Below are 26,360 nucleotides of genomic sequence, written 5' to 3'. Positions count from 1 at the left end.
TTGTCGACAGCCAGGGCAACATGAGACAAACTCAACCTTTTCGTGTTGATCACAAATTTTCCTCATGGAGCCTGCGGTGCTTGAGATCCGTCACCTGAAAACCCTGCATGCCCTGCGTGAAGCCGACAGCCTGGTCGATGCAGCCGACCGCCTGCACCTGACCCAGTCGGCGTTGTCCCACCAGTTCAAGGAGCTGGAAGAGCGCATGGGCATGCCGTTGTTCGTGCGCAAGACCAAACCGGTGCGCTTCACCAGCGCCGGCCTGCGCCTGCTGCAACTGGCCGACGCGACCCTGCCGCTGCTGCGCGCCGCCGAACGTGATATCGGACGGCTGGCCGGTGGCACCGCCGGGCGTCTGCACATGGCCATCGAATGCCACAGCTGCTTCCAGTGGCTGATGCCGACCATCGACCAGTTCCGCGATGCCTGGCCGGAAGTCGAACTCGACCTCGCTTCGGGTTTCTCGTTTGCCCCGCTGCCGGCGCTGGCTCGCGGCGACCTGGATCTGGTGGTGACGTCCGACCCGCTGGAAATCGCCGGCATCACCTACGTGCCGCTGTTCACATACGAAGCCATGCTCGCGGTCGCCAATCAGCATGCGCTGGCGAGCAAACCGTACATCGTCCCCGAAGACCTGCTGACCGAAACCCTGATCACCTACCCGGTCGAACGCGACCGGCTGGACATCTTCACCCGCTTCCTCGAACCGGCCGACATCGAACCGGCGCAGGTGCGCACCTCAGAGCTGACGGTGATGATGATGCAACTGGTAGCCAGCGGCCGTGGCGTGTGCGGCATGCCGCACTGGGCGCTGCATGAATACAGCTCGCGCGGTTACGTGAAGGGCAAGCGGCTGGGCGAGAAAGGTCTGTTTGCGACGCTGTACGCGGCGATCCGCGCCGACATGCTCGACGCGCCGTACATGCGCGACTTCCTGCTGACGGCCAAGGACACCTCATTCTCGACCCTGGATGGGGTCAGCGCGGTTCGTTGAGACTGGCGGTTGGCACGAAAGGCTGGGACCACATGTGGATCTTGTCGAAGTAGTCCTCGCCGACCCGCACCGCCATCGGCTCGAGGCCGAACTGGATGAAGCCGCAGCGCTGGTACAGATGAAACGCCGCGTCATTGCCGGCGGTGACGGTCAATTGAATGACTTTCAGCGCCGGATGCTGCTGCGCTTCCCCCAGCACCGCCTCCATCAATTTCAGCCCCAGCCCGCGCTGACGAAACTCGGCCGACACATACATGCCGAACACCGTTGCCTTGTGCCGGGCCTTCTCCCGAGGCTCGAACGCCAGGCCGACGATCCCCACCAGCCGGCCCTCTTCGAACGCGCCAAACACCGCGTCGAGCTTGCTGGTCAGGCGTGATTCCCACCAGCTCAACGGCATCACTGCACGTTCGCGCACGCTGGAGGTGAACGCCTGCGGATGCCGGTCATAGGCTTCCAGCATCAATTCGCGATAGGCCAGCGCATGACTGGCGTCCAGCCGCTCGATCCACATGTTCAGGCGGCCTTGCGCTGTTCAAGCATCAGCCGCACGGCCAGGCCGCCCAGCACGAAGCCCATGAAATAACGCTGCGCCGCCAGCCAGGTCGGATTGTTGACGAACCACGAAGCGATCCCCGCTGCGAACAGCGCGATCAACAGGTTGACGCTGAAACTGACGCTGATCTGGGTCAGGCCGAGGATGAGGCTCTGGGTGAACACCGAGCCGTGCTCGGGGGTGATGAACTGCGGGAATACCGAGAGGTAGAACACCGCGATTTTCGGGTTCAGTGCGCTGGTGAGAAAACCCATGGTGACCAGTTTGCGCGAAGAATCCGCCGGCAACTGTTGCGCCTCGAACGGCGAGCGGGCGCCGGGTTTCACCGCCTGCCAGGCCAGCCACAACAGGTACAGCGCGCCGGCCCACTTCAACACTTCATAGGCCATCGGCACGGCGAGAAACACCGCGGTCAAACCGGCGGCCGCCGCGAACAGGTGCACGAAGAACCCCGCCACCACGCCGAGCAGCGAGGTCACCCCGGCGCGACGTCCCTGGCAGATCGACCGCGAGATCAGGTAGATCATGTTCGGCCCCGGCGTCAGTACCATCAGCAGGGCGGCGGCGGCAAAAATCAGCAGGTCTTGAAGCGGGATCATGACGAAGTCCTTTGCACGAATGATCAGGCGATCGCAGTCAGCGAGGCTCGATAAAACGGCAGGATCAGGTCACGTGTCAATGGGGCGAGAACCACATCGCCGTCGGTGGCCGGGTCGATCCAGATCACCTCTTCGATCTCGGCGGCCGGAGACACCCTGGCGTCGATGGTCAGTTGAAAGATGTCGGCCTGCACGACGAATCCCGGCTCGTTGGCAGCGGGTGCCGAGAACTGGCCGAGAAAGCTAGCCTGCGCCGGATCGATCACCAGTCCCAGTTCTTCCTCCAGCTCACGGGCCAGTGCATGCACCGGCAGTTCATCGGCTTCAATCTTGCCGCCCGGTTGCATGAACGCCGTGGTATTGCGCTTGCGCACCAGCAGGGTCTGGCCGTCGGGACCGATCAGCAGCGCGGCGGCGATACGGATGATGCGGGGGGAAACTGCGGATACAGAAGTCATAGGTCAGCCACCGGCCTTGAGAAAAGCCGCAAGGATCCCATGCCGGCCGCGCCAGCGTCATCCACCCTGGGCCGCGAGCGTCGTCTCGGGCTCTTGCGGCACCTTTACGAATACCTTGTATTTGCCGCCCTCCATGGCCTCGAAACTGATCAGTTTTTCAACCAGCGGAGCGCTCAGCACTTTGCCGGCGTTGAGCAGCAACATGCCGTTGTCGGCATTGAGGTTGCGCGCCAGGATCATCCCCGCCGCCAGCTCCCGGGTGCCCAGCACCCTGACGCTCGGATCGGTCAGCGTGATATCGCTGACCGTCGCACACACCTTGACGAAGTCCTCGATCAGCTCGGGATCATAGACTTTGCCGGCGTACTGGCGCAGGTACAACAGCGCTTCATCGCTGTTCATCTGCCGTTCGAGAATCAACCCGCGCTGCAATTCGACGAAATCCACCGCCAGTTTCAACAGGCGCGAGCCCATGGGAATGGCTTCGCCCTTGAGACGGTCGGGGAAGCCTGTGCCGTCCCAGTGTTCCTGATGGTGCAGGATCAGCCGCGCGGCATCCTTCATCGGATCCAGGGTCATCAACAGCGATTCGCTCTGTTTCGGATAAGCCCGATAGCGGTCGCGCTCTGTGGAGTGCAGCAGGTCCGAGGGCGTGGTCATCATGCTGTCGGTCCAGCTCAGTTTGCCGATGTTGTAGAGCGCCGCCGCCATGGTCAGGTCGCGGCTGGCGGCTTCGTCCAGCCGATGAACCTTGCAGTAGCCGCGTACCAGCTCGATGATCTGCCGGTTGGTCTGCTTGGCCGGCGGCAGACGCAAATTCGCCAGCAGCGAGAACACTTCGGTGCCGGTCACATAACTGTGTTTGAGCTCCTCGTAGGCGAGGTCGAGCATGTCGGCGGTCTGCTGCAGTTCGGCGGTACGGGCGGCGACGTGTTTTTCCAGGGTGCTGTTGAGCAATTTCAATTGTTCGTTTTGCACTCGCGTCAGTTTTTCCAGACGTTCGCGCTCGCGTGCCAGATGCTGATGCTCGAGGGCCTGACGCAAGGTCAGCAGCATTTCCTCGTCGTTCCAGGGTTTGCTGATGTAACGGTGGATCTGCCCTTCGTTGATGGCCTTGATGATCGCCGAAGGGTCGGCGTAGCCGGTGAGCATGATCCGCGCAGTCGCCGGGTACAGCTCATGAACGCGCGCCAGCAGCGTGGCGCCATCCATGTTGGGCATGCGCGCATCGCTCATCACCAGATTCACCGGTTGCTGTTCGAGTATTTCCAGCGCCTGGGCACCGCTGGTGGCCAGCAAGACGTCATAAGGCTGACCGCGCAACAGGCGGCGCAGGCTGTTGAGGATCGGTTCTTCGTCATCGACCAGCAGCACTTTGGGCCGGGGCGGCGAAATCGGGGCGGACGGCTCTTCCATGGCGAAGCCTCGTGAAAAACGTTGGACATGACTGCCGCGCCGACAGACCTCCCCTGCTTGCCCGCGCTTGAATCACAGGCTAGATGATTTTCGCCGGGGCCGTGTAAATCCTCTGTTACACCGCGACAGGAAAAGTTGCGCCCTGGCAACTATGCTCAAGTCGCTGGACGACACCATCGACCTGCGCGCAGGCATGTGATGAGGGGAAAAGGATGCTCCCGATGACGAATGTGCGTGAACACACGGGTATTGCGTCATGAGTGCGCAACCCGGACACACCAACCGCCGCGTGCTCATCGTCGACGATACCGCGTCGATCCATGACGATTTCGCCAAGATCCTCAAACCGGCCACGGCTGAAGCCGACAGCCTGGATGAAACGGAAAGCCTGCTGTTCGGCGATGCGTCCTCCGCCCCCGTCGCACCGAAAGACCGTTTCGAACTGGACTCGGCCTATCAGGGCCGCGAAGCGCTGGACAAAGTCGAAGCCGCACTCGCCGCCGGGCGCCCGTACGCCATGGCCTTCATCGACATGCGCATGCCGCCGGGCTGGGATGGCCTGGAAACCATCGAGCGGCTGTGGCAGGTCGATCCCAAGCTGCAGGTGGCCCTGTGCACCGCCTACTCCGATTACTCGTGGGAAGACATCGACCGGCGGCTGGCCCTGACCGATCGCCTGCTGATCCTGAAAAAACCCTTCGACGCGATCGAAATCCGGCAGATGGCCAGCGCCCTGACGGTCAAGTGGCAAATGACCGAAGACGCCGCCATGAAGATGAACCTGCTGGAGCAGGCAGTTCAGGAGCGTACCCGGGAACTGTCCGACGCCAACATCATCGTGCAGAACAGCCCGACCATCCTCTACCGGTTGCGCGGTGAACCGTCGTTTCCGCTGATGTACATCTCCCACAACATCACCCGCTACGGCCATGTCGCGGCTGATCTGGTGAGTTCGGCCCACTGGGCGCAGACGCTGATTCACCCGGACGATCAGCTCAGTGTCGATACCGCCATGGGCCGGGTGCTCGATCGGCATGCCGAAGGCGCCTCCATCGAGTTTCGCCTGCGTACCGGCGCGGGCGACTGGCGCTGGGTGGAAAACCGCTACATCCCGGTGCGCGATCACGACGGCCGGTTGCTGGAAGTCGAGGGGATCATTCTTGACATCACCGAACGCCGGCTGGCCGAAGAAAAGATGAACCTGCTGGCCCGCACCGACGGTCTCACGGGACTGGCCAATCGCGCCACGCTGATCGAGCGTCTGCATCAGGCCTTCGCCGCCGCGCGTCGGGGAGCGGCACCTTTTGCGGTGTTTTACCTGGATCTGGATCACTTCAAGCGGATCAACGACACCCTCGGCCATCCGGTCGGCGATCTGTTGTTGCAGGCAGTGGCGCAACGGATCAAATCGAATGTGCGGGAAAACGACGTGGTCGCACGTCTGGGCGGAGACGAGTTCGCGATCCTGCAACTGGACGTCAGCGACCCGACCCAGTCTGCTGCCATCGCGACCAAGATCCGCGATGCGCTTCTGGAGCCCTACCAACTGGCAGGCAATGCCTTGCGCATTTCCGTCAGTATCGGCATCTGCCTGTACCGCGCCAACAGTCTGGATGCCGACAGTCTGCTGGCCGGCGCCGACATGGCGCTGTACCGCGCCAAGGAAACGGGGCGCAATCAGTACCAGTTCCATTCCGAGCAAATCACTCGCGAAGTCGCCGAGCGCATGACCCTGGCCGAGGAGTTGATGACCGCCCTGACTCAGGGAGGACTGAAGCTCGACTACACGCCGGAAGTGGACATGCACAGCGGCAAGATTCTCGGCATGGCCGCGCAGGTCAAATGGCAACATCCCAGGCTTGGTCTGCTGCCGGCGTCGGCCTTCGTACCGGCAGCGGAAAAGACCGGTGCAATCATCCCGCTCGGTCGCTGGATCCTGGATCACGCCTGCTGGCAGATGCGCCAGTGGCAAAACGAGGGAGTGGCGCCTCCGGTGATGGCGATCAGGATTTCCCTGGCGCAACTCAAGAGCGGCCCCGAGCTCATCTATGACGTGCTGCGCACCACCGCCCGCTGGGAACTGGCACCGTGGGATCTGCGTTTCGATGTCACCGAAGCGACCCTGGCCCAGACCAAATGGACCCACAACGATGTGCTGCCGCGCCTCAGTGAGCTTGGGGTAAAGATCGCCATCGACGATTTCGGCACCGAATACTCATCGTTCGATTACCTGAAAACCTACCGGGTCAATCACCTCAAACTCGCCCAATCCCTGATCGACAGTGCGGCCCAGGATGAAGGCAGCGCCAATACCCTGCGAGCGATCGTCAATTTCGCCCGGGATCTGGCGATCGACATCAGCGCCGAAGGCGTCCAGCCCACAGATCGGGATGACGCCCTCGCCTCTTCGGTCCCGCTGAAAAACGTGCAAGGCCTTTGCTTCAGGGAGGCTGTCAGCCCCGAACAGGCGGCCCGCCTGCTGAAGGACGGGAACGCGACCGCCCCGCTGCCCAGGGAGGACGAGGGATGAAAACACCTTTTGCGCAGACCAACCGGCGCATATTGATCGTCGACGATACCCCGGCGATCCATGATGACTTTCGCAAGATACTGACCCCGGACACCAGCGGTGCAGCAGACCTGGATACGCTCGAGCAAACGCTGTTCGGCACCCGGCAATCATCGCACCTGACGTTCCAGCTCGACTCCGCCTATCAGGGGCAGGAAGCGCTGAAACTGGTGCAGCATGCGGTGGAAGAAGGCCGGCCTTATGCCCTCGCGTTCACCGACATGCGCATGCCGCCCGGTTGGGACGGTCTGGAAACCATCGAAAAACTGTGGGCGGTCGATCCGAATCTGCAAATCGCCTTGTGCACCGCCTATTCCGACTACAGCTGGGAGGCCATGGCCGAACGACTGGAATTCGGCGATCAGTTGCTGATCCTGAAAAAACCGTTCGACACCCTGGAAATCCGCCAGATGGCCAATGCCCTGACCTGGAAATGGCAGTTGGCCCAGGATGCGGCGCTGAAAATGCTCAGTCTCGAGCAGACCATCGAAGCCCGCGTGCATGAATTGCTCAAGGTCTCGCACCTGTTGCAGTACGACAGCCTCACGGGCCTGCCCAACAGCACCTTGCTCGGTGACCGTTTGACTCAATCGCTGGCCGCCTGCCGGCGCCATGACAAACAACTGGTGGTGATGTTTCTCGGGCTGGATCGCTTCAAGCGCATCAACAATGCCCTGGGCCACCCGGCGGGCGACGAGATGCTCAAACGGGTCGGCCAGCAATTGCTCGCCTGCGTGCGCGAATCGGATTCGGTCTTTCGTTATGGCTCCGACGAGTTCGTGGTAATGCTCAGCGACATCAACCACCCGCAGCAGACCCGCAGCATTGCCGAGAAACTGCTGGGCGCCATCCGTATTCCACAGACGATTGTCGGGCATCCCGTGAGCATCACGGCCAGTCTGGGCATCAGCATCTATCCCGACGACGGGCTCGAAGCCATCGAACTGATCAAAAAAGCTGAAACGGCCATGCGCAACGCCAAGGAAACCGGGCCGAGCGAGATCGCTTTCTTTATCGAGGCGATGAACCAGCGTGCCCGGGAACAGCAAGGCATCGAAACGGGCATTCGCCAGGCCCTGCAGCGGCACGAATTCGTCCTGCACTACCAGCCGAAAATCGACCTGGTCAGTAGCCGGGTGGTCGGCGCCGAAGCACTGGTGCGCTGGCAAAAACCGGGACATGGCTGGGTCTATCCGTCGGATTTCATACCGGTGGCCGAAGACAGTGGCCTGATCGTGCCGCTGAGCAAATGGGTGCTGGGCGAAGCCTGTCGGCAGACCCGGGACTGGCAACAGGCGGGCTTGCCGCCGATCCGCATGTCGGTCAACACCTCGGCCATCGACTTTCGCCAGCGCCATTTCGTCGAGGGCATCGAGCAGGTACTGGCACAGACCGGGCTCGATCCCCGTCTGCTGGAACTGGAGATCACCGAAGGTGTGCTGATGCAGAACGTCGATGCGACGATGAACGCGCTGGGCAGGCTGAAGGCGCTGGGGGTTCGGCTGGCCATCGATGACTTCGGCACCGGTTATTCCAGCCTGAGCTATCTGCGCCGCTTTCCCATCGATGTGCTGAAAATCGATCAGTCGTTCATTCGCGGCCTGAGCCATGACAGCGGTGATGCAGCCCTGGTCGGCGCGATCATCAGCCTGGGCAAGAGCCTGAACCTCAACGTCATTGCCGAAGGTGTGGAAACAGCACAACAGTTGGAGTTTCTCAGGGCTCACCACTGCGAGGAGGGCCAGGGCTTTTATTTCAGCAAGGCCTTGCCGGCAGAGGCCTTCGCCCGGTTGCTGGAGTCTGCTCAGCCTGGCACGTGGGGTGTTTCATGAATCGCCCGGGGTCGTTGGTTCTACTGCTCGGTCTGTGCGCAAATGCCATCGCCGCACCGCTGGACGAGCCGCTGAAACCTTTGCCGCCAATGCCGCACCTGGATGCCAGGCGGGTCGAGCTGGGGCGCCAGTTGTTCCATGACCCGCGATTGTCGATCAATAACACGCTGTCCTGCGCCAGCTGCCATCAACTGGATAAAAGCGGCGCCGACACCCGCGCCTTCTCCAACGGCTTCGATGGGCAACCGGTGGCGGTCAACACGCCGACCGTATTCAACGCCAGCCTCAATTTCCGCCAGTTCTGGGACGGCCGCGTCGAAACCCTGGAAGAACAAAGCAACGTCGTGATCACCAGCCCCCACGAAATGGGCAGCGACTGGAACACCGTCGTGCAACGGATCGCTGACGACGCAGCCTATGGTCAAAGCTTTCGTGCCGCCTACCCCGATGCCGTGAACCGGGCCAATATCCAGAATGCGCTGGCCACCTATGAGCGCACGCTGCTGACCCCCGACTCCCGTTTCGATCAGTACCTGCTGGGCAATACCGATATCCTGACCCTCGAAGAAAAATACGGCTATCAGCGTTTCAAGGAGTACGGCTGCATTGCCTGCCATCAGGGCGTCAACATCGGCGGCAACATGTTCCAGAAATTTGGCGTGTTCGGCGACTACATCGCCGATCGCGGTAACCCGACGGTGGCCGACCAGGGCCGTTTCAACGTGACCGGCGACGAAGCCGACCGCGCCGTGTTCAAGGTGCCGAGCCTGCGTAATGTCGCGCTGACCGCACCGTACTTCCATGACGGCTCGGCGCCCACCCTCGAACGGGCCGTGGACGTGATGTTCCAGTATCAGTTGGGGCGCATGCCGAGCGAAGAAGACAAGACCCTGATCATCCTGTTTCTCAAGACCCTGACCGGCCATCCGGAGGGCCAGCCATGATGAAGGTTTCACGCCGTGTCAGCCTGATGTTGATCGGGCTCGTCGCCGTGCTGCTGGCCTCGATCCTGGTGTTTCTCTACCTCAAGTCCAGCACCGAGCAGACGACGGCCTACACCGAATCCCGGGACCTGATCCGCCAGATCAAGCAGCAGGACTCGCTGTGGGAAAACGAAATCCTCAAGGCCCGGGTGGCGATCTCCCACAATTACGACCCGCTGGTCTCGCCGATGAGCGAGATGAACCGCCTGTGGGAACGCTTCGACACCATGGAGTCCGGCCACGGGCGCAACGACTCGACACAATGGGACGAAGCCCACGAGAGTTTTCTCAAGGCGATGCAGGAAAAGACCCGGCTGGTGGAGCAGTTCAAGTCGCACAACGCCTTGCTGCGCAACTCCTTGGCGTTCCTGCCGACCGCCGAAGATGACATTCAGGCACAACTGGCCGGCCTGTCCGATCTCGACAAGATTCAGGTGCAGAACATCGCCACCGATACCTATGACCTGCTGCTCAGCGCACTTGAGTTCTCTCAGGTCACCTCCGACGACAAGGCCGCCGATATCGTCCTGGGCCTGAACAAACTGGCGGTGAACGCGCAACGCCTGCCCCAGGACTTTCAAGCCCCGATCAGGATCCTGAGCAATCACATCAGCCTGATCCTGCGCGAGCAGCCGATCGTCAACCGCTTGCTCGAGGAGATTGAGGCGGTTCCGGTGGCCGAGCGCCTGGACAACATCACCAACATGCTCAACCGGGATCAGCAGCGGGTCGAAAAAATCGACAGGAAATATCACTTCTATCTGCTGCTGTTCTCGGTCCTGCTGATGCTGTCGCTGCTGTGGCTGGCCATCCGTCTGATCCGCAGTTTCGCCGAGATCAACCGGGTCAACGCAGCCCTGCAAACCGCCAACGATGTGCTAGAGCAACGGGTCGAGGAACGCACCCAGGAGCTCAAGAACGCCCAGAGCGAACTGCTCGACGCCGCACGCCAGGCCGGCATGGCCGAGATCGCGACCAACGTGCTGCACAACGTCGGCAACGTGCTCAACAGCGTGAACATTTCCTCCGACCTGATCGCGCGCAAGTTACGCAACAGCAAGACCCTGGGGCTGGGCAAGGCCATGCAGCTGATCAACGAACACCCCGACGACCTCGGCCAGTTCCTCAGCGAAGACCCCAAGGGCAAATTGCTGCCCGGTTATCTCAATCAACTGGTCGTTGCCATCGCCCAGGAACAGCAGGAAATGGTCGACGAACTGAACCAGATGAACAAAAGTGTCGATCACATCAAGGACATCGTCGCCACCCAGCAATCCTATGCCGGGGCCAGCAGCCTGACCGAGCCGCTGTACATCAGCGAACTGCTCGAAGACGCCCTGCGCATGAACGCCGGAGCCCTGACCCGGCACCACGTCACAGTGGTCAAGGACTACGCCGAAGTGCCGCAGGTGATGGGTGACAAACACCGTTTGCTGCTGATCCTGATCAACCTGATCAGCAACGCCAAATACGCGATGTCCGACCTCAGCAACCGCCCGCGCACCATCACCCTGGGCGTAAAAATCGTCGACGGGAATTATCTGGAAATCAGCGTCAAGGACGATGGCGAAGGTATCGCCCCGGAAAACATGACGCGGATCTTTGCCCACGGTTTCACCACTCGCAAGGAGGGCCACGGCTTCGGCCTGCACAGTTGCGCCCTGGCGGCCATCGAGATGAACGGCCACCTCACGGCCCACAGCGACGGACCTGGCCAGGGCGCCCTGTTCACCTTGCAGATTCCGCTGATCGCGGTAACGGAGAACGCATGAGCGAATTGTCGAACCGCCGCATTTTGCTGATCGATGACATGCCGTCGATCCACGAAGACTTTCGCAAGATCCTCGCCCCGGCTTCAGCGCAGTCGGCAGAGATGGACGAAATGGAAGCCGCGCTGTTCGGCGAAACCGCCAGACCCCGGCGAGCGGTTTTCGAACTGGACTCGGCCTACGGAGGGGAAGAAGGCCTGGCCAAACTCAACCTGGCCTTGCAGGAACAATGTCCCTACGCCCTGGCGTTCGTCGACATGCGCATGCCCGACGGCTGGGACGGGGCGCAAACCATCGAAGCGCTGTGGCAGCAGGATCCGCAGTTACAGGTGGTGGTCTGTACCGCCTATTCCGACTATTCCTGGGACGAATTGCTGGATCGTCTGCACGCCCATGACCGGCTGCTGATTCTGAAAAAACCCTTCGACAACATCGAAGTCCAGCAGATGGCCAACACCCTTCTGACCAAATGGCAGATGACCGAGCGCGCGTCGCTGCAAATGCATCACCTGGAACATCTGGTGGACCAGCGTACCGCTCAGTTCAAGCAGGCCAGCGAAGCCTTGCAGCGGGAAATCGACGAACGCAAACAGCTGGAAGGCCAGTTGGTGCAATCGGAGAAGCTCGCTTCGCTGGGGCAACTGGCCGCTGGCGTCGCCCATGAAATCAACAATCCGATCGGTTTCATTTCCTCCAACCTCGGCACGCTCGACGGCTATTTCCAGCAACTGCTCACCATGCTCGGCGCCTATCACACCGCCGGGCAAACCCTGCCCGCCGAACTGGCTGGGCAGTTGCAGCAATTGCGCGAGGACCTCGAACTGGATTTTCTGCTCGAAGACATTCCGGTGCTGATCAGGGAATCCAAGGAAGGCATCGCTCGGGTCGGCCAGATCGTCAGGGACCTGAAGGATTTCTCCCGGGTCGACAGCCATCAGGAATGGCAGTGGGCCAATCTGCAACAGGGCATCGAATCGACCCTGAACATTGTCGCCAGCGAGCTCAAGTACAAGGCCGATGTGATCAAGGAGTATCAGGAGCTGCCGGACATCGAATGCCTGCCCTCGCAAATCAATCAGGTCATCATGAACCTGGTGGTCAACGCGGCGCAGGCCATGGGCCCGGAGCGCGGCACCATCACCCTGCGCACTGGCGTGCAGGGAGAATCGGCAGTCATCGAAGTCGCCGATACGGGCTCGGGCATTGCACCCGAAACCCTGCAAAAGATCTTCGACCCGTTCTTCACCACCAAACCGGTCGGCCAGGGGACGGGCCTGGGCCTGTCCCTGTCCTATGGCATTGTAAAAAAACACGGCGGTGACATTTCCGTCAGCAGCAAACCGGGATTCGGTACGACGTTCCGCGTGCAACTGCCGTTGCGCCAAACCCGGCCGGCGGCCTGATGCCTGATCAGGCCGCTTCCTGAAAGTCCATCTCCGGTGGTTGGCGACGGAAGCCACCGGTCAGCACCGCCAGATACAGCACACCAATCGCCAGCCAACTCAGGCCCAGATACACCGCCAGGTGATCGAGGCTGACCATCAGCCACAAGTCCGCCAGCAGACCGATGAACGGGAAGACCAGGAACAGCACCAGTTCGCGCAGACCTTTTTTATCCCCGCCGATCCAATAGTGAAAAATCACCGACAGATTGACCAGGCTGAACGCCAGGAACGCGCCGAAGTTGATGAACGAGGTCGAGGTGGTCACGTCGAGTTTCAGCGCCAGCAAAGCCACCACCGCACACAGCAGAATGCTGTTGACCGGCGTACCGAAGCGCTCGTGCAAAGTGCCGAAGAACGACTTGGGCAGCACACCGTCACGGCCCATCGCAAACAATAGCCGCGAACCGCTGGCCTGCGCCGACAGGCCCGAGGCGAACTGACCGACGATCAGGCCGATCAGGAAGATCGACACGAACAGATCACCGCCGATGTTGCGTGCAATTTCGTAGGCCGCCGAGTCGACGCTGTCGAACTGGAACGACGGATGGGCGATCTGCACGAAGTACGAGACACCGACGAAAATCAGCCCGCCGATCAGAGTGATCAGCATGATTGCCCGAGGGATGGTGCGGCGCGGATCGCGGGTTTCTTCGGTGAGGGTGCTGACTGCATCGAAGCCGAGGAACGAGTAGCAGGCAATCGCGGCGCCGCTCATGATCAGCGGCATCTGCATGTCGCCGTTGAAGAACGGTTTGATCGACCACAGCGGCGTGCTGGCATCACCACCGACGTAATGCACGCACAGCGCGACGAAGGCGATCAGCACCAGAAACTGCACCAGCATCAGCAAGGCGTTGATGCCGTTGGCCAGTTTCAGGCCGATGATATTGATCGCGCTGGTGATGCCGATGAACGCCAGCACCCAGATCCACTGCGGAATCGACGGGAACGCCGAAGCCAGGTACGCGGCGCCGATCAGCCAGATCGCCATCGGCAGAAACAGATAATCGAGCAGCACCGCCCAACCGGCGATGAAGCCGAGTTTCGGGCTGATGGCCTTGCGCACATAGCTGTAGGCCGAGCCGGCCACCGGGAACGCGGCGGCCATGCGCCCGTAACTCATGGCGGTGAAAAACATCGCCACCAGCGCCGCCAGATACGCGGCGGGCACCATGCCGGCGGTGGATTGGGCGAGGATGCCGAACGTGCCGAGGACAATGATCGGCGTCATGTAGGCGATGCCGAACAGCACCACCGACCCTAGCGAAAGGGTGCGTTGCAAACGAGCCATGGGCGACTTACTCCGGATTTTATTGGATTTATGGCAGAGGCCGAGTTCGGCGAATGTTTCGGGTGTTGCTTGTTTTTTTGTTCGACTGGAGATTGATCGTTCCCACGCTCTGCGTGGGAATGCCTCAATGGACGCTCCGCGTCCGCTCTTGGGACGCAGAGCGTCCCGGGCTGCATTCCCACGCAGAGCGTGGGAACGATCGGGTACAACGGGTCAAGGGATCAGCAGCTCACGTACTCCCGAGGCGTGTTCAACCACCTCCCCCGGCAACCTCAACCGCTGATCATCCAGATACCGATAATCCTTGCGCGCCAGCTCCAGCTGGCCGAAATCCAGCTCGACACTGAACCGCCCTTCTTCACGCCCGGCCTCGAACAGCACCGTACCCAGCGGATCCACCAGCGCACTGCCGCCGGCAAACATCAACCCGTCATCCCCCGCTTCCACGCGGTTGACCATCAGCGCAAACGCCTGATTTTCCTGGGCCCGGGCCATGATCGCGGTGCGGTGGGTCGGGCCGTACGGGTCCATGTTGCCGTTGGTCACGATCAGCAACTCCGCACCCAATTGCGCCAGGGCCCGGGCCGATTCCGGAAACTCGATGTCGTAGCAGATCAGCAGACCGACCCGCACGCCGTTCCACAGGCAGGTGGCGTAACGGTCACCGGCCTCAAACACACCGCGATCCGAAGCCCAGAGATGGGTCTTGCGATATTTCAGGGCGATGCTTTCGGGGGTAATCAGCAGCGTGGTGTTGTAGAAGTGGCCGTTGTCGTTCTCGGCCATGCCGATCACCACGGCAAGGTTGCGTTCGCGGGCGGCGGCCTGCACGGCGCTGACGGTCGGGCCGTCCAGCGGCTCGGCGATCTGCGCCACGGTGTCGGCGGTCGGGAAGCCCATCAGGTGGGTCTCGGGGAATACGATCAATTGCGTGTCGGCGGCGCAGGCCGCAATCGCCGCGAGGGCGCGTTCGAGGTTGTACGCCGTGTCTTTGTCACGGCCCGCCAGTTGGGCGAGTTCGACTTTCATGGGCAGTCCTTGTTATGAGCGCCGGGTGCCGAAAGATTGCCCGGCGGCTGTCTGTGGGCCAGTATGCTTCGCATTCGACCGGCCAGGGAATTACGCGGCCGGGGTAACCCGATAGGGGTAGAGGCATGACTCTTTCGTTTGACGACATCACCTGGCACCGCGCCGTCGGGCAGTTGATCGACGCCCTCGACAAGCCGAATTTCTGGGCGCAACTGGTGCGCCTGCTCGACCAGTACGTGCCGTTCGATAGCTGGGTGGCGCTGCTGTTCAGCGCCGACCGCCACCCGCAGGTGTTCGCCGAATGCCCCGGCGCAGACGGCAGTCCTGACCAGTTGTTTCAGGACTACCTGCGCGGTCTGTACCTGCTCGACCCGTTCTACATCGCCTGCCGCGAACAATCGCGCACCGGGCTGTATCGCCTGTCGGAGGTCGCGCCGGAGCACTTCGAACTGACCGAGTATTACCAGCGATACTTTCGTCTGAATGTGGTGGCCGACGAAATCCAGTTCAATTGCCAGCTCGAGGGCGACCGCACGCTGTGCCTGTCGCTGGGCAGCCAGCAACGCTTCACCGGCGAGCAGATTGCCCTGTTGTCACTGATCCAGCCGTGGGTGCTCGGCCTGTTGCGCCAGCGCCTGCCTTATGAAATCAACGAAACCGTGGCATTGGCCCCGGCGCCTGCGCAACCGGACTGGCGGGTGCAGCTCGAAGCGTCGGTGCAGCAGCTCAAGGGCGCGCAACTGACCGCCCGGGAACTGGATGTCGGGCGCCTGATGCTCAGCGGTTGCTCCAGTAAAGAAATCGCCCGTAAGCTGGAAATCTCTGTTGAAACCGTGAAAGTCCATAAGAAACACATGTACAGCAAGCTGGGGATCAAATCCCAGTCGGAGCTGTTTTCGATCTTTCTACAGGCGCAGAACGCCTGACTGCCGCAAAAAAACCATCCGAACCAAGGAAACCGTATGAGCCTGTCACTCCTGAGCCGCTACGCCTTCTTTGCCGTCTGCGTGATGTTCACCCTCGCCAGCCTGCCCTTTCTCGAACATGACTGGCTGTGGCCGATCACCGCCGTCACCGGGGTGCTGAGCCTGATCGGTCTGTTCGACCTGCTGCAGAGCCCGCACGCGGTGCGCCGCAACTATCCGATCCTGGGCAATATCCGTTATCTGGTCGAAGGCATCCGCCCGGAAATCCGCCAGTACCTGCTGGAATCCGACAGCGACGCCCTGCCCTTCTCCCGCGCCCAGCGTTCGCTGGTGTATTCGCGGGCCAAGAATGAAACCGCCGACAAACCGTTCGGTACCCTGATCGACGTCTATCAGTCCGGCTTCGAATTCATCGGCCACTCAATGCGCCCGGCGCCGCTGAGCGACCCGAGCAGTTTCCGCGTCACCGTCGGCGGCCCGCAATGCACCCAGCCGTACTCGGCGTCGGTGTTCAACATCTCGGCCATGAGTTTTGGCTCCCTCAGTGCCAACGCGATCCGCGCGCTGAACCAGGGTGCGAAACTCGGCAACTTCGCCCACGACACCGGCGAAGGCAGCATCAGCCCCTATCACCGCGAACATGGCGGCGACCTGACCTGGGAACTGGGCAGCGGCTATTTCGGCTGCCGCACCAGCGACGGCCGCTTCGACCCGGAACGCTTCGCCGCCCAGGCGCAGACCCCGCAAGTGCGGATGATCGAAATCAAGATGAGCCAGGGCGCCAAACCCGGCCACGGCGGGATTCTGCCCAAGCACAAAGTGACCCAGGAAATCGCCGACACCCGCGGCATCCTGATGGGCGAAGACTGCATCTCGCCATCGCGCCACAGCGCCTTCTCCACGCCGATCGAGATGATGCATTTCATCCAGCAACTGCGTGAACTGTCCGGCGGCAAACCGGTGGGCTTCAAGTTCTGCCTCGGCCATCCGTGGGAATTCATGGGCATCGCCAAGGCCATGCTGGAAACCGGCATCCTGCCGGACTTCATCGTGGTCGACGGCAAGGAAGGCGGAACCGGCGCCGCGCCGGTGGAGTTCACCGACCACATCGGCGTGCCGATGCGCGAAGGTCTGCTGTTCGTGCACAACACGCTTGTGGGCTTGAATCTGCGGGACAAGATCAAGCTCGGCGCCAGCGGCAAGATCGTCAGCGCTTTCGATATCGCCAGCGTGCTGGCCATCGGTGCCGACTGGGCCAACTCGGCGCGCGGCTTCATGTTCGCCATCGGCTGCATCCAGTCGCAAAGCTGCCACACCAACAAATGCCCGACCGGCGTCGCCACCCAGGACACCCTGCGCCAGCGCGCGCTGGTGGTGCCGGACAAGGCCCAGCGGGTCTACAACTTCCACCGCAATACGCTCAAGGCCCTGGCAGAAATGCTCGCTGCCGCCGGCCTCGACCATCCGTCGCAACTGTCGGCCAAGCATTTGGTGCGGCGCATGTCGGCCACTGAAATCAAACTGTTCTCGCAGCTGCATGTGTTCCTGAAACCGGGGGAATTGCTCACCGGAGAGGTGAACGGCGAGTTCTATTCGCGGATGTGGCAGATGGCGCGGGCGGACAGTTTTGAGCCGCAGGATGGAATGGCTGCGTAGCCGAATCTATGTACCTTCCTTCAAGGTAAAACGCTGGATCAGAGGTGATCGGAATCCTTCACCTCATTCCAGCGTTTCATAAACACATAACCGGTTTTGTCCAATATGTAGATGTCGTAATAGCGATTACTTAGAACTTGCTGACACGTCCCACACCCCACTGTATCGCGTTCGTCTTTTACACCGCCAAAAACATTTGTCAGTCCAGCCCTGAGCATATTTTCTGGCAGCAAGATAAAATCCAGACCAAGTATGTAAGGAAGCACAGGTGAAGCATCAATTGTTTTTTTGCACCAGGAATCCACAAATAACGGGTATCGGCGATTAAATTGATCCGCTCCAGAGCTCGAAGATTTGCATGAGAAACAACGTCATAGTTTAGGTTCTGAACGACAACTTGTTCGAATTGTTTTTTCGCCACCATGACCCGACCATAGGAAAAAGAGAAGCTAAGCATAAAAGCAATCGGAATGACCAACAGGTATGTCAGGTATCGGTTTACTTGCATCAATCCTTGTCGGTTCAAAAACATCAAAAAAACCAACATAGAAGAAAACCCCATCAGATTCCGCGCACCAAAGTTTGGATAGCGCACGAGAAGTCCGATGCCATAAATCGCAGACACAGCCCCGAGCAATGTCATCAGGTACAACACCAACGTGTTCGACTTGGCCCAGCCGCCCTCCTGTCGAGCGACACAACGATACCCCGTGAGCACAAAACACAAAGCTGCAACAAAGATGAGCAACGAAAAAAACCAAACATTGCCAATATTGAATAGAAGAAACATGTGCTGATTGAAAGTATCAATTCGCATGAGCAACTCTCTCACCGTGGAATTATCAATCTCGACAAATCCCTGACGGCTACCGCTTATCAACTGATACGAACTCAAGCAGTAAACAAGCAATCCCCCTGCCAATTGTCCGGTTCTCAGCAAGAGTTCCTTCCGCACTTCAGACGCTGTACCAGAGATCATGCAGCGGTAGACATCGATACACGCCAGACCGATAAAAACGTTCAGACACACCTGATAAAAAGAAAGCGCCAGAGCAATCAATATCGCGGAGAGTACTACCCGCCCCACAGCCGATGCCGGATTTGAAGTGATTGCATAAATCACTGCAACCAGGCCCAACGTCATGCTCGGCCCGTCATATTGATATGAAAGGTTCTGTAAATAAAACGGACTGAACCACAGGGGTAAAACCACTAGGCACTCAACAAACCCCGGAGTAGAAAAATAGTGAGTGACCAGTCGCCTCAGTCCAAAAGACATGGCAACGGTGGCAATGAGTAACGGTAATGGAAAAATATTCAACGATGAGGAAAATGTCAGAACGGAATACAGCAACTCCACCAACGGTCGGCCGTCTTCAGTCCAGCCCTTGATTCCGAGCATCGATCGCCCTTGGTCATCGATGTACAAGTAGTCGGCGAACAAAATGGGAAAAACATGCAGCAAGGTTGCTATCTGAAAAAAGAAATAGATTTCCTGTGCGCTCCAGGGCCTGCTCAGAAAGTGTTCGTTCGCATTAGCAGAAGCGCTTTTCATGACTGCCGCCCCCGAAACAACACAAACCGGAAAAAGCAGTACCCCAGCAACAGATCCAGCAGTGAAAACACCGACACCGTCACCAGCCCCGGCAGACTCCGTGCATCGGCGATCACGCCTGTGCCGTAACTCAACGCCCCCATCACGCTGATAAACATCAGGTACGCCAGCACCGACGTTCCGGTCTCGAACGTGTACAGCGCGTTCATGTAAAACGCGAAGGATGCGGCGATGCAAAACGCAGCGAAGTTGCTGGCCGCCTGATCGAGCTGAACCGCACTGGTCAGTACGAAAAAAACCTGCCAGTGGACCAGCGTTGCGGCGAGGCCGATTGCCGTTTGGGCGGGAAATCCTTTCCACAAGATCCTCATCGTGAATCCTTGCTGTCACTGCAACGGGCGGAGCTTTCACGCTAGGGCAAGGTACGGGTGCGGTCTACTGTCAGAAATTACAGGTAGGCGCTGGTTTCTGACCAACGGTCACCATTGCAATAACCGCCCGTGGGGCGGCTCTTTCATGACGATGAAGCCGTAGTCGCCGATCAGGTAGAGGCGGTAATAGAGGCTTTCCAACAAGGGTGGATAGCCCATCAGGCCGACATGGGTCGCGTTGCGACGTTCGCGCTCGGCGACCACGTTGGTGATACCGGCCGAGGCCAGGTTTTCGGCGAGCATGAAATAGTCGACGTTCAGCAGGTAGCGCAGCACCGGCAGCCGTTGGAAGGTGCCCTGCGCCCCCGCGAGCCAGCGGTCGGAGTACGTCACCGAGATATAAATCCGTTTGGCTTCGCGCAGTTCGCGATGGGACGAGATGTCGTGGCTGAGGCTGTAGAGAGCACTGCTGGCGAAGGTTTTTTCCATCGTCAGCACCCGGCCATAAGCGAAGGACAGTGACAGCGTGGCCAGAAGCGGAATCGCCAGCATCAAAGGCAACCGTTGATGCAGCGGCATCAACCCCAGCCAGGCCAGATAGAACAGCGACATCAGCAATACGCCGAACCCCATCAAGGTGCGCGCGCCTTCGTTGAAATCGCGAAACAACAGCGTCATGCCCGGCACCAGCAGCACAATCAGCGGCAATGGCAGCAGGCAGCTGAAGCTCAGGAGCAAGTCCTTGGCGCGGGACATTTTGCGCTCACGAATATGCCGCCCCAATTGCACGGCGCCGAACACGGCGCACAGCACCAAAACAATAAAAACTACCGTGTACCCGCCGTGAAACAGCAGCGCAACCTTCTCCATCACCCGACCGATATTGACGCCGATCTGCAGCAACGGGTCAGCGCTCGCATTCAGCAATTGCGTGCGTCCGGCGTCAGTGAATGGATAAGCCGTGACGCTGTAAATCAACACCGCCAGCAGCAGTTGCGCCAGCCGCCAGCCCGACCGGTGCCAGAGTTCATCCCACGGCACTCGCCGGTGAACATTCCTGAGCAATTCCAGGCAGCACAACCCGAGAAACACATTCAGGCTGATCTGATACAACCCGATCGCCAGCGCCAGCAACACCGATGGCACCAGCCATCGCTGAATGCGTGAAGCGCCGCAAAAGGTGATTGCATAAATCACCGCGACCAGGCTCAGGGCCATGCCGGCGCCGTCGTATTGATAGGACAGGTTCTGCAACAGGAACGGGTTGTACCAGAGCGGCAACACCACCAGACAACAGGCCAGGGTCGGTTCGGGAAAATAGTGGAAGGTCAGCCGGGTCAACGCGAACGACATGGCGACCGTGGCGAGCAACAGCGGCAATGGGAAAATATTCGGCGCAGCGCCGGTGACGCTCAGCGCCTGATACAGCCAGTCCATGAACAACCGCCCCTGCCCCGCCCAGGCGTTGCCGGCAGCGAGGGTGCGCCAGTTGTCGTCGATGTAGGGGAAGTCGGCGAGGATCAGCGGCAGGATGTACAGCAGCGTGGCGAGCAGGAAGAACAGCACGACCTGACGGCGGCCGAGTTCTCGTACGAGAAAATCGCTGATCCTCATACCTGCGCCTCTGTTCACGGCTGCGCTGGAAACAACGTAGCTAAACCTTCGAACATGACTCTGAATCAGAAGTCGTTTTTTGCGGCGTTTTCAGACCAGCGGCCTCAAGCTTGCCCCCAACGAAAAAGCCCCGGACTTTCGACCGGGGCTTTCAGGGTTCCATAACAACGAATTACGAAGCCGAACGCACCGCGCCCTGGGACGCATCGCTTGGTTGCAGCTTGAACACGTAGAACAACACGGTCAGCAGCACCAGGAACGCCGGGCCCACATAAAGTGCCACGCGGGTATCCGGGAAGTACGCCATCAGGCCGACCACCAGTACCAGGAAGGCCAGTGCCAGATACGAGCTGACCGGATACAGCCACATTCTGTATTTGAGGCCGGCCCGTTCGCTGGCGCTCAGACCTTTGCGGAATTTCAGCTGGGCCAGCAGGATCATCACCCAGGTCCAGATCGCGCCGAAGGTGGCAATCGAAGTCACCCAGACGAAGACTTTTTCCGGCACCAGATAGTTGAGCAGCACGCCCAACAGCAGCGCGAAGATCGACAGCAGCAACGCGCGACGCGGTACGCCGTTGCTCGAGGTGCGAGCGAAACCGGCCGGCGCCTGGCCGTTCTGCGCCAGGCTGTAGAGCATGCGCCCGGTGCTGAAGATGCCGCCGTTGCACGACGACAGTGCAGCGGTAATCACCACGAAGTTGATGATGCCGGCGGCGGTCTTGATGCCCAGACGTTCAAAGGTCATCACGAACGGACTGCCCTGGGTGCCGATTTCATTCCACGGGTAGATCGACAGGATCACGAACAGCGCGCCGACGTAGAACAGCAGGATCCGCCAGAACACCGAGCCGATCGCATTCGGGATGGTCTTCTGCGGGTTCTTCGCTTCACCGGCGGTCAGGCCGATCATCTCCACACCGAGGTAGGCGAACATCACCATCTGCAGCGACATCAACACGCCCGTCACGCCGTTGGGCATGAAGCCGCCGTGGGCCCACAGGTTGGAAATCCCCAGCGCCACGCCGTCGTTGCCGAAACCGAAAGCGATGATGCCGATGCCGCCGAGCACCATGGCGATGATGGTGACGATCTTGATCAGGGCGAACCAGAACTCGAATTCACCGAAGGCCTTCACCGCGATCAGGTTGATCGAGCCCATGCTGACCAGCGCCGCCAGCGCCCAGATCCAGCGCGGGACATCGGGGAACCAGATGCCCATGTACACCGCCACCGCGGTGATTTCGGCGACGCAGGTTACCAGCCACAGGAACCAGTAGTTCCAGCCGGTGAGAAAGCCCGCCAGCGGGCCGAGGTAATCCTGTGCATAGCGGCTGAAGGAGCCGGCAACCGGATTGTGCACGGCCATTTCGCCGAGGGCGCGCATGATCACCAGGATCGCCAGACCGCCAATGATGTACGAGAGCATGATCGCCGGGCCGGCCATTTCGATGGCCTTGGCCGAACCGAGAAACAGACCGACACCGATGCAGGCGCCGAGCGCCATCAGGCGAATATGCCGTTCACCGAGTTCGCGTTTGAGCGGGCCGCCTTGAGCGGTTTCGCCATGGGGCGGGTGATTGCCGACTGGCATGGGGGACTTCCTCGTCTTGTTATTGGATGTGACCACCGAGTGTTCAAGCGTCGGCCGATAAGCCTGCGCCTGGGGTAGAACCGGCCCTGCTTCGTGGGCAGAACCGTCCCGCAGAAGCAACCTGCGGGATCAGCGGGGCGTGCAGTATAAAAAGCTTGCGACAGGTTTTTTCACTCTATAAGGCATCTGATTCAGACGTAAACCTCGTCGATTGACAGGTTTACGAGACAAACCATCCTGCATTTCGAGGATTATTCACCGCGCAAATGGCCGGCGAGTATTGCACAGCAATGGTGCAACGTCACAGGCCGGCCGGTGCGACAGACCTTTCGATGGTCGTCACTGGCCGGGTATTGATCTTCAAGACTTTCGTCCGGCCAAAGACTCGTACCAGCGTATCGGGACGGGAAAACCAGCCCGGTTGCTCCTTCGAATAGTGGGCAATGGCGGTCGCCCCTTGATTGGATTGATAGTGCAGTTTCCAGACGCGAGCCGTTCGGTCGTACTTCATGAAGGCGAAGCCCGTCAGTATCGAGTCGGGATTGCCGTTCTGGTCCAGACGGAGTCCGTAGTCCGGAAGCTCCATGGCGGCACTCAGCCCCCATCCATGCTCTTGCGGGGCCAGATCGACGTATTGGGCAGCTTCATGGCTGGCCTCGACATGCCGGACCCGAAGCAGGTTTTCATCCATCTGTTCCACCACCAGGGAGCAACCGCTGAAACCGGGTGTGAAAACATGATCCGGTTGCCCCCATCCAGGGTGAATGGGGACATCGACGTAGCCTCCCTGCGGCGACCAATACGCAGAAATCGCATTCGTACCCTCAGGGCGTTCGCCCGCCTCAAGGTCGATGACTTTGAGTGCATTGAACTCCCCTTCGACGGCACCGGAATACTTCATGCGCTGCATGGTAAACAGGAAGCTGCCCCCTCCCTCTCGCATGTCGAGCTGCGACGCGATTCCCGGCGACAATTTTCCCGTGGGGCCTTCCATCAAGTCGGTTGCAACAGGCAGTCGACCCAACTCGGACATCTCGAGTGCCTGGTGAATGCTGGTCGGTTCGATGGAAAACGGAAGCTCATGCATGGGCCCCCAATCACTTGGCAAATACCTCGTGTCGGACAGGGAAACCACTAGGATTTTCGGCTCCCATAGACCGTTGGGCAGTTGCTTGCGCTCGAAAGCAGCTATTTTAGCCAGTAAGTTGTCAGGCCTGGCCCCCCCTCTCAACGACAGAGGTTGCCATTGATCGGGCGCGACCTCGCGCAGGCGCAGCTCTGTCGCACGATTACTCTGCGGATCAACAATGTTGACGTCCATGATCTCGGCGTTGAGATTGAACGAATCACGGATCCGATACACCGAGACGACGCCGGCATCGTCGATGTTGCGGATGTAGCACCATTGCCCGTCGACACTGCGATAAACACCTTTGGCCGGTTGAAGTCCAAGAATCAGCGACTCCTCGACCGCGTATCGGGCATTGACTCGGTTATCGATGCCCGACACCGCCGGGGGATGTGCGGGAGCGACGTCAAGCGAAGCCCCTTCGCCCGTTAGAACGTGCCCGTCAACGGGCGCAACGGGGGGGAGTTCGGGCGACAGTGCCGGTACGGGGCGGTGCGGGCCGTGATTCCAGCCGTTTGCACTTTCGGAAAGCAAAGGCTGATAAGCGTTGGGGTTGCGAGGATGGACGATGCGCCAAGCGTTGGTTACTGGATCGAAACGTTTTTCATAAACGTGTCCTTCGACGCGTACATACAGTTTGTTCGCGACGAGAAACTGCTCGCGAGCATTGGGCTCGACATCGGCCAGCGACACTTTGCTCCGGTAAGCCGCCAGGTCTGGTTTCCAGAGCCGTTTCTGTCCATTTTCCAGTTCGATCGGCAAAAACTCCGTGCGGCCTCCCGATGCAAGTTTCCCGATCAACGCGGCCCCGGCCCCCATGATCGCCAGATTCACCAGAACCCCGTGGATGAGCTGCCAACCGTTTTCCCGGTCGCCGAGGCTCAAATCCTCAATTCCCTCCAAAACATCATCCATGAGCTGAATCGCCGTGACGCCGAGCATCAGAACCCCGACTGCGGGCACCACGAAAGACACCAGGTTCAACGCCATCAAACCAATGTCCAGGAGTTGTGAAAGCCAGGCACGGCGCCCGCGAGCATCAGCGTCAGCGGTAGGCACAGCGGCACTGCGTGCATCAGCCAATAATCGATGCCTGAAGCGTCTGAAAGATACCTGCCAGATGTCGAGGCTCGTATCCCAGCGATCGCCTGAAGGGCTCACTATCAGCTCCTGCAGGAGAAAGTCCGGCTCCTTTTTTTGACGACGGATTTTCGGACCGTTCGCAGTGACGAGTTCGGTAAAGCTGGAAAAAAACTTCGGCCGGTCTTTATGTTTTACGAAGCGGCTAAAAAACACCTGATAGTCGGTCGGTGCTTGCGGGTCGGCCTCTTCATCCTGAGGCTTGCGCACAAACTGGCTGACAAGTTGAGACTTGAGTGCCGTTAGCTTCGGATAAAGTTTCAGCGGATGATCGGGATCATCAGGAATCCAGACGATCAAGTCGTTTGGCCAGAATCCATCAACAGTTGGCAGCAATTTATCGAGAACGCTATCGTCTTCCGGATCGGCAATCTCGAAAATCGCGCAACCTTCCAATGGCATATTCATGAAGCTAATGCCGCGATACCAGAGAGACTTGCCGTCAACCTTCACATCTTTTTTGCCGTCAGCTACTTCAAGCAGGGCCCGATGATGTCTGGCCTCAATATCGCCCTTGAGCACAGCAACATGACTTGACGCTTTCAACGAAGCGCTCTGATAAGCAGTGAAGGCATCACTCAGCGTTTTAAGACCCGTCGCATCATCCAGCTTCAGTGCTTGCCGGATATGGGCCTGATAAAGCTGGCCGACATCCAGCTCTCGACACAATTCGATGAAACGAAGTGCACTGATCCGCATATCGGTCGGTTGATAGGCTTCCCAACCGATACGGGAAAATGACCTGAAGTCCGTTTCTTCTTCATCGAAGTTGTGAAGGGCTGCTTGCAAAAACGTGTAACGTTCAGTCGGAGGATGCGAAGAGGGGATCGAAGAAGGAGAGAATGCCAGCCAAAAGTTCTGCAGCTCAATATCAAATCCCGTCTCGTCCTTCAGCTTCGCCCTGAGCAGTGGCTCGGCGAACGCCTCCGGGGACTTGACCTGGTCCATCAGGGCACTGAATGCAGTGTGCGCGGCCACGCTTTCCTCTATGGCCCTGCGTGCCTCCGCCCGTTGTTGAGGCGAAGCGCTTTTCAGCCAATCAGGTGTCGACGGTGTAATCTTTTTCAACATCTCAAGATTGGACTTCGACATATTAACAAGCGCGGGTGGAATTGCTGCCAGGACCACTTCCGAATACTCATCGGTTAAACTTTCAACATTATTAATTACTGCAGGCGCGAAGCGTGCAAAAGACCGGAAGTACGTACCCACGATGAAACTCCAACTTAAGAAATGAGCATTTAATAAACAACACCCAACTTGAATTTGACACTTGAAAAACACATCAATTAATTGCAAATCCAGACAACTTTTTTCCAGATTGGCGAGCGTCAGTCAGAAACTTTTTGCTCAGCTTGTTATGTTTCCCGATACAGACGCGACGATACCTGTGCGCCTCGGATCCTCACCGCCCCGTCGCTCGATCCCGTCTCC

Annotated in this window: 19 protein-coding genes; 8 read left to right on the top strand and 11 right to left on the bottom strand. The window is 59.5% G+C overall.

From position 1 onward, the window contains the following. Nucleotides 1-76: 76 nt before the first annotated feature. A complete protein-coding gene (gene metR / locus ACM6JM_RS13170; protein ID WP_007953158.1) occupies nt 77-994 on the top strand; it encodes a transcriptional regulator MetR in 918 nt (305 codons plus the stop codon). On the opposite strand, the gene ACM6JM_RS13165 is transcribed toward metR, so the two are convergent. The 4 genes from ACM6JM_RS13165 to ACM6JM_RS13150 are packed head-to-tail and all read right to left on the bottom strand — an operon-like array spanning nt 978 to nt 4,023. Continuing rightward, on the bottom strand, nt 978-1,508 hold the full coding sequence (locus tag ACM6JM_RS13165) for a GNAT family N-acetyltransferase (protein WP_039765813.1): 531 nt from the start codon (nt 1,506-1,508) through the stop codon (nt 978-980). The two genes, metR and ACM6JM_RS13165, sit on opposite strands and share 17 nt — an antisense overlap. A gap of 2 nt (nt 1,509-1,510) precedes the next feature. After that, nucleotides 1,511-2,149 carry a LysE family translocator gene (locus ACM6JM_RS13160; RefSeq protein WP_039765811.1) on the bottom strand — a complete coding sequence of 213 codons (639 nt, stop codon included), beginning with the start codon at nt 2,147-2,149 and terminating at the stop codon, nt 1,511-1,513. A 23-nt stretch (nt 2,150-2,172) separates the two neighbouring features. After that, entirely contained in the window at nt 2,173-2,607 is a 435-nt protein-coding gene (locus ACM6JM_RS13155; protein ID WP_414882033.1) for an NUDIX hydrolase, read from the bottom strand. Nucleotides 2,608-2,664: 57 nt separating this feature from the next. Further along, entirely contained in the window at nt 2,665-4,023 is a 1,359-nt protein-coding gene (locus ACM6JM_RS13150; RefSeq protein WP_039765807.1) for an HD domain-containing phosphohydrolase, read from the bottom strand. Nucleotides 4,024-4,279: 256 nt separating this feature from the next. On the opposite strand from ACM6JM_RS13150, the gene ACM6JM_RS13145 reads away from it, so the two are divergent. The 5 genes from ACM6JM_RS13145 to ACM6JM_RS13125 are packed head-to-tail and all read left to right on the top strand — an operon-like array spanning nt 4,280 to nt 12,579. Continuing rightward, on the top strand, nt 4,280-6,553 hold the full coding sequence (locus ACM6JM_RS13145; protein WP_414882032.1) for an EAL domain-containing protein: 2,274 nt from the start codon (nt 4,280-4,282) through the stop codon (nt 6,551-6,553). Further along, nucleotides 6,550-8,424 (top strand): putative bifunctional diguanylate cyclase/phosphodiesterase, encoded by a 1,875-nt coding sequence (locus ACM6JM_RS13140; RefSeq protein ID WP_414882031.1) that lies wholly within the window; start codon nt 6,550-6,552, stop codon nt 8,422-8,424. Before ACM6JM_RS13145 ends, ACM6JM_RS13140 begins: the two co-directional genes overlap by 4 nt. After that, complete coding sequence (locus ACM6JM_RS13135) at nt 8,421-9,368, top strand: cytochrome-c peroxidase (RefSeq protein WP_039765802.1); 948 nt, start codon at nt 8,421-8,423, stop codon at nt 9,366-9,368. Before ACM6JM_RS13140 ends, ACM6JM_RS13135 begins: the two co-directional genes overlap by 4 nt. Then, nucleotides 9,365-11,179, top strand: coding sequence for a DAHL domain-containing protein (locus tag ACM6JM_RS13130; protein ID WP_414882030.1), 1,815 nt, complete (start codon nt 9,365-9,367; stop codon nt 11,177-11,179). The genes ACM6JM_RS13135 and ACM6JM_RS13130 overlap by 4 nt, the downstream gene beginning before the upstream one ends. After that, nucleotides 11,176-12,579: an ATP-binding protein gene (locus tag ACM6JM_RS13125; RefSeq protein WP_074688487.1), complete on the top strand. Its 1,404-nt coding sequence runs from the start codon at nt 11,176-11,178 to the stop codon at nt 12,577-12,579. The genes ACM6JM_RS13130 and ACM6JM_RS13125 overlap by 4 nt, the downstream gene beginning before the upstream one ends. A gap of 7 nt (nt 12,580-12,586) precedes the next feature. Here ACM6JM_RS13125 and ACM6JM_RS13120 read toward each other — a convergent pair whose 3' ends face one another. Together ACM6JM_RS13120 and ACM6JM_RS13115 are read right to left on the bottom strand one after the other, a co-directional pair. Next, a complete protein-coding gene (locus tag ACM6JM_RS13120) occupies nt 12,587-13,912 on the bottom strand; it encodes an APC family permease (RefSeq protein ID WP_103387021.1) in 1,326 nt (441 codons plus the stop codon). A gap of 213 nt (nt 13,913-14,125) precedes the next feature. Then, nucleotides 14,126-14,941: a carbon-nitrogen hydrolase family protein gene (locus tag ACM6JM_RS13115; protein ID WP_414882029.1), complete on the bottom strand. Its 816-nt coding sequence runs from the start codon at nt 14,939-14,941 to the stop codon at nt 14,126-14,128. A gap of 125 nt (nt 14,942-15,066) precedes the next feature. On the opposite strand from ACM6JM_RS13115, the gene ACM6JM_RS13110 reads away from it, so the two are divergent. Both ACM6JM_RS13110 and ACM6JM_RS13105 read left to right on the top strand, forming a co-directional pair. Beyond that, the gene (locus ACM6JM_RS13110; RefSeq protein ID WP_011335770.1) at nt 15,067-15,867 is read left to right on the top strand and encodes a helix-turn-helix transcriptional regulator; all 801 of its coding nucleotides are present in this window, start codon (nt 15,067-15,069) and stop codon (nt 15,865-15,867) included. 36 nt (nt 15,868-15,903) lie between these two features. Then, nucleotides 15,904-17,523, top strand: a complete 1,620-nt coding sequence (locus tag ACM6JM_RS13105) for an FMN-binding glutamate synthase family protein (protein ID WP_039765795.1) — start codon at nt 15,904-15,906, stop codon at nt 17,521-17,523. A gap of 199 nt (nt 17,524-17,722) precedes the next feature. Here the strand turns inward: ACM6JM_RS13105 and ACM6JM_RS13100 are convergent, their stop codons facing one another. From ACM6JM_RS13100 to ACM6JM_RS13080, 5 genes are all read right to left on the bottom strand, one after another. Then, nucleotides 17,723-19,078 carry a glucosyltransferase domain-containing protein gene (locus ACM6JM_RS13100; protein ID WP_414882028.1) on the bottom strand — a complete coding sequence of 452 codons (1,356 nt, stop codon included), beginning with the start codon at nt 19,076-19,078 and terminating at the stop codon, nt 17,723-17,725. Then, on the bottom strand, nt 19,075-19,449 hold the full coding sequence (locus tag ACM6JM_RS13095; RefSeq protein ID WP_414882027.1) for a GtrA family protein: 375 nt from the start codon (nt 19,447-19,449) through the stop codon (nt 19,075-19,077). Before ACM6JM_RS13095 ends, ACM6JM_RS13100 begins: the two co-directional genes overlap by 4 nt. 108 nt (nt 19,450-19,557) lie before the next feature. Continuing rightward, nucleotides 19,558-21,063, bottom strand: coding sequence for a glucosyltransferase domain-containing protein (locus tag ACM6JM_RS13090; RefSeq protein ID WP_414882026.1), 1,506 nt, complete (start codon nt 21,061-21,063; stop codon nt 19,558-19,560). A 172-nt stretch (nt 21,064-21,235) separates the two neighbouring features. Then, entirely contained in the window at nt 21,236-22,657 is a 1,422-nt protein-coding gene (locus ACM6JM_RS13085) for an amino acid permease (RefSeq protein WP_103386698.1), read from the bottom strand. 301 nt (nt 22,658-22,958) lie between these two features. Beyond that, on the bottom strand, nt 22,959-26,138 hold the full coding sequence (locus tag ACM6JM_RS13080) for a dermonecrotic toxin domain-containing protein (RefSeq protein WP_103386699.1): 3,180 nt from the start codon (nt 26,136-26,138) through the stop codon (nt 22,959-22,961). Nucleotides 26,139-26,360 lie beyond the last annotated feature (222 nt).

This window comes from Pseudomonas sp. IT-P2 (assembly GCF_949767575.1).
Taxonomy (GTDB): domain Bacteria; phylum Pseudomonadota; class Gammaproteobacteria; order Pseudomonadales; family Pseudomonadaceae; genus Aquipseudomonas; species Aquipseudomonas pharyngis.
Note: the sequence above shows the minus strand (reverse complement) of the source record. Positions and strands in the feature narration are given on the sequence as shown.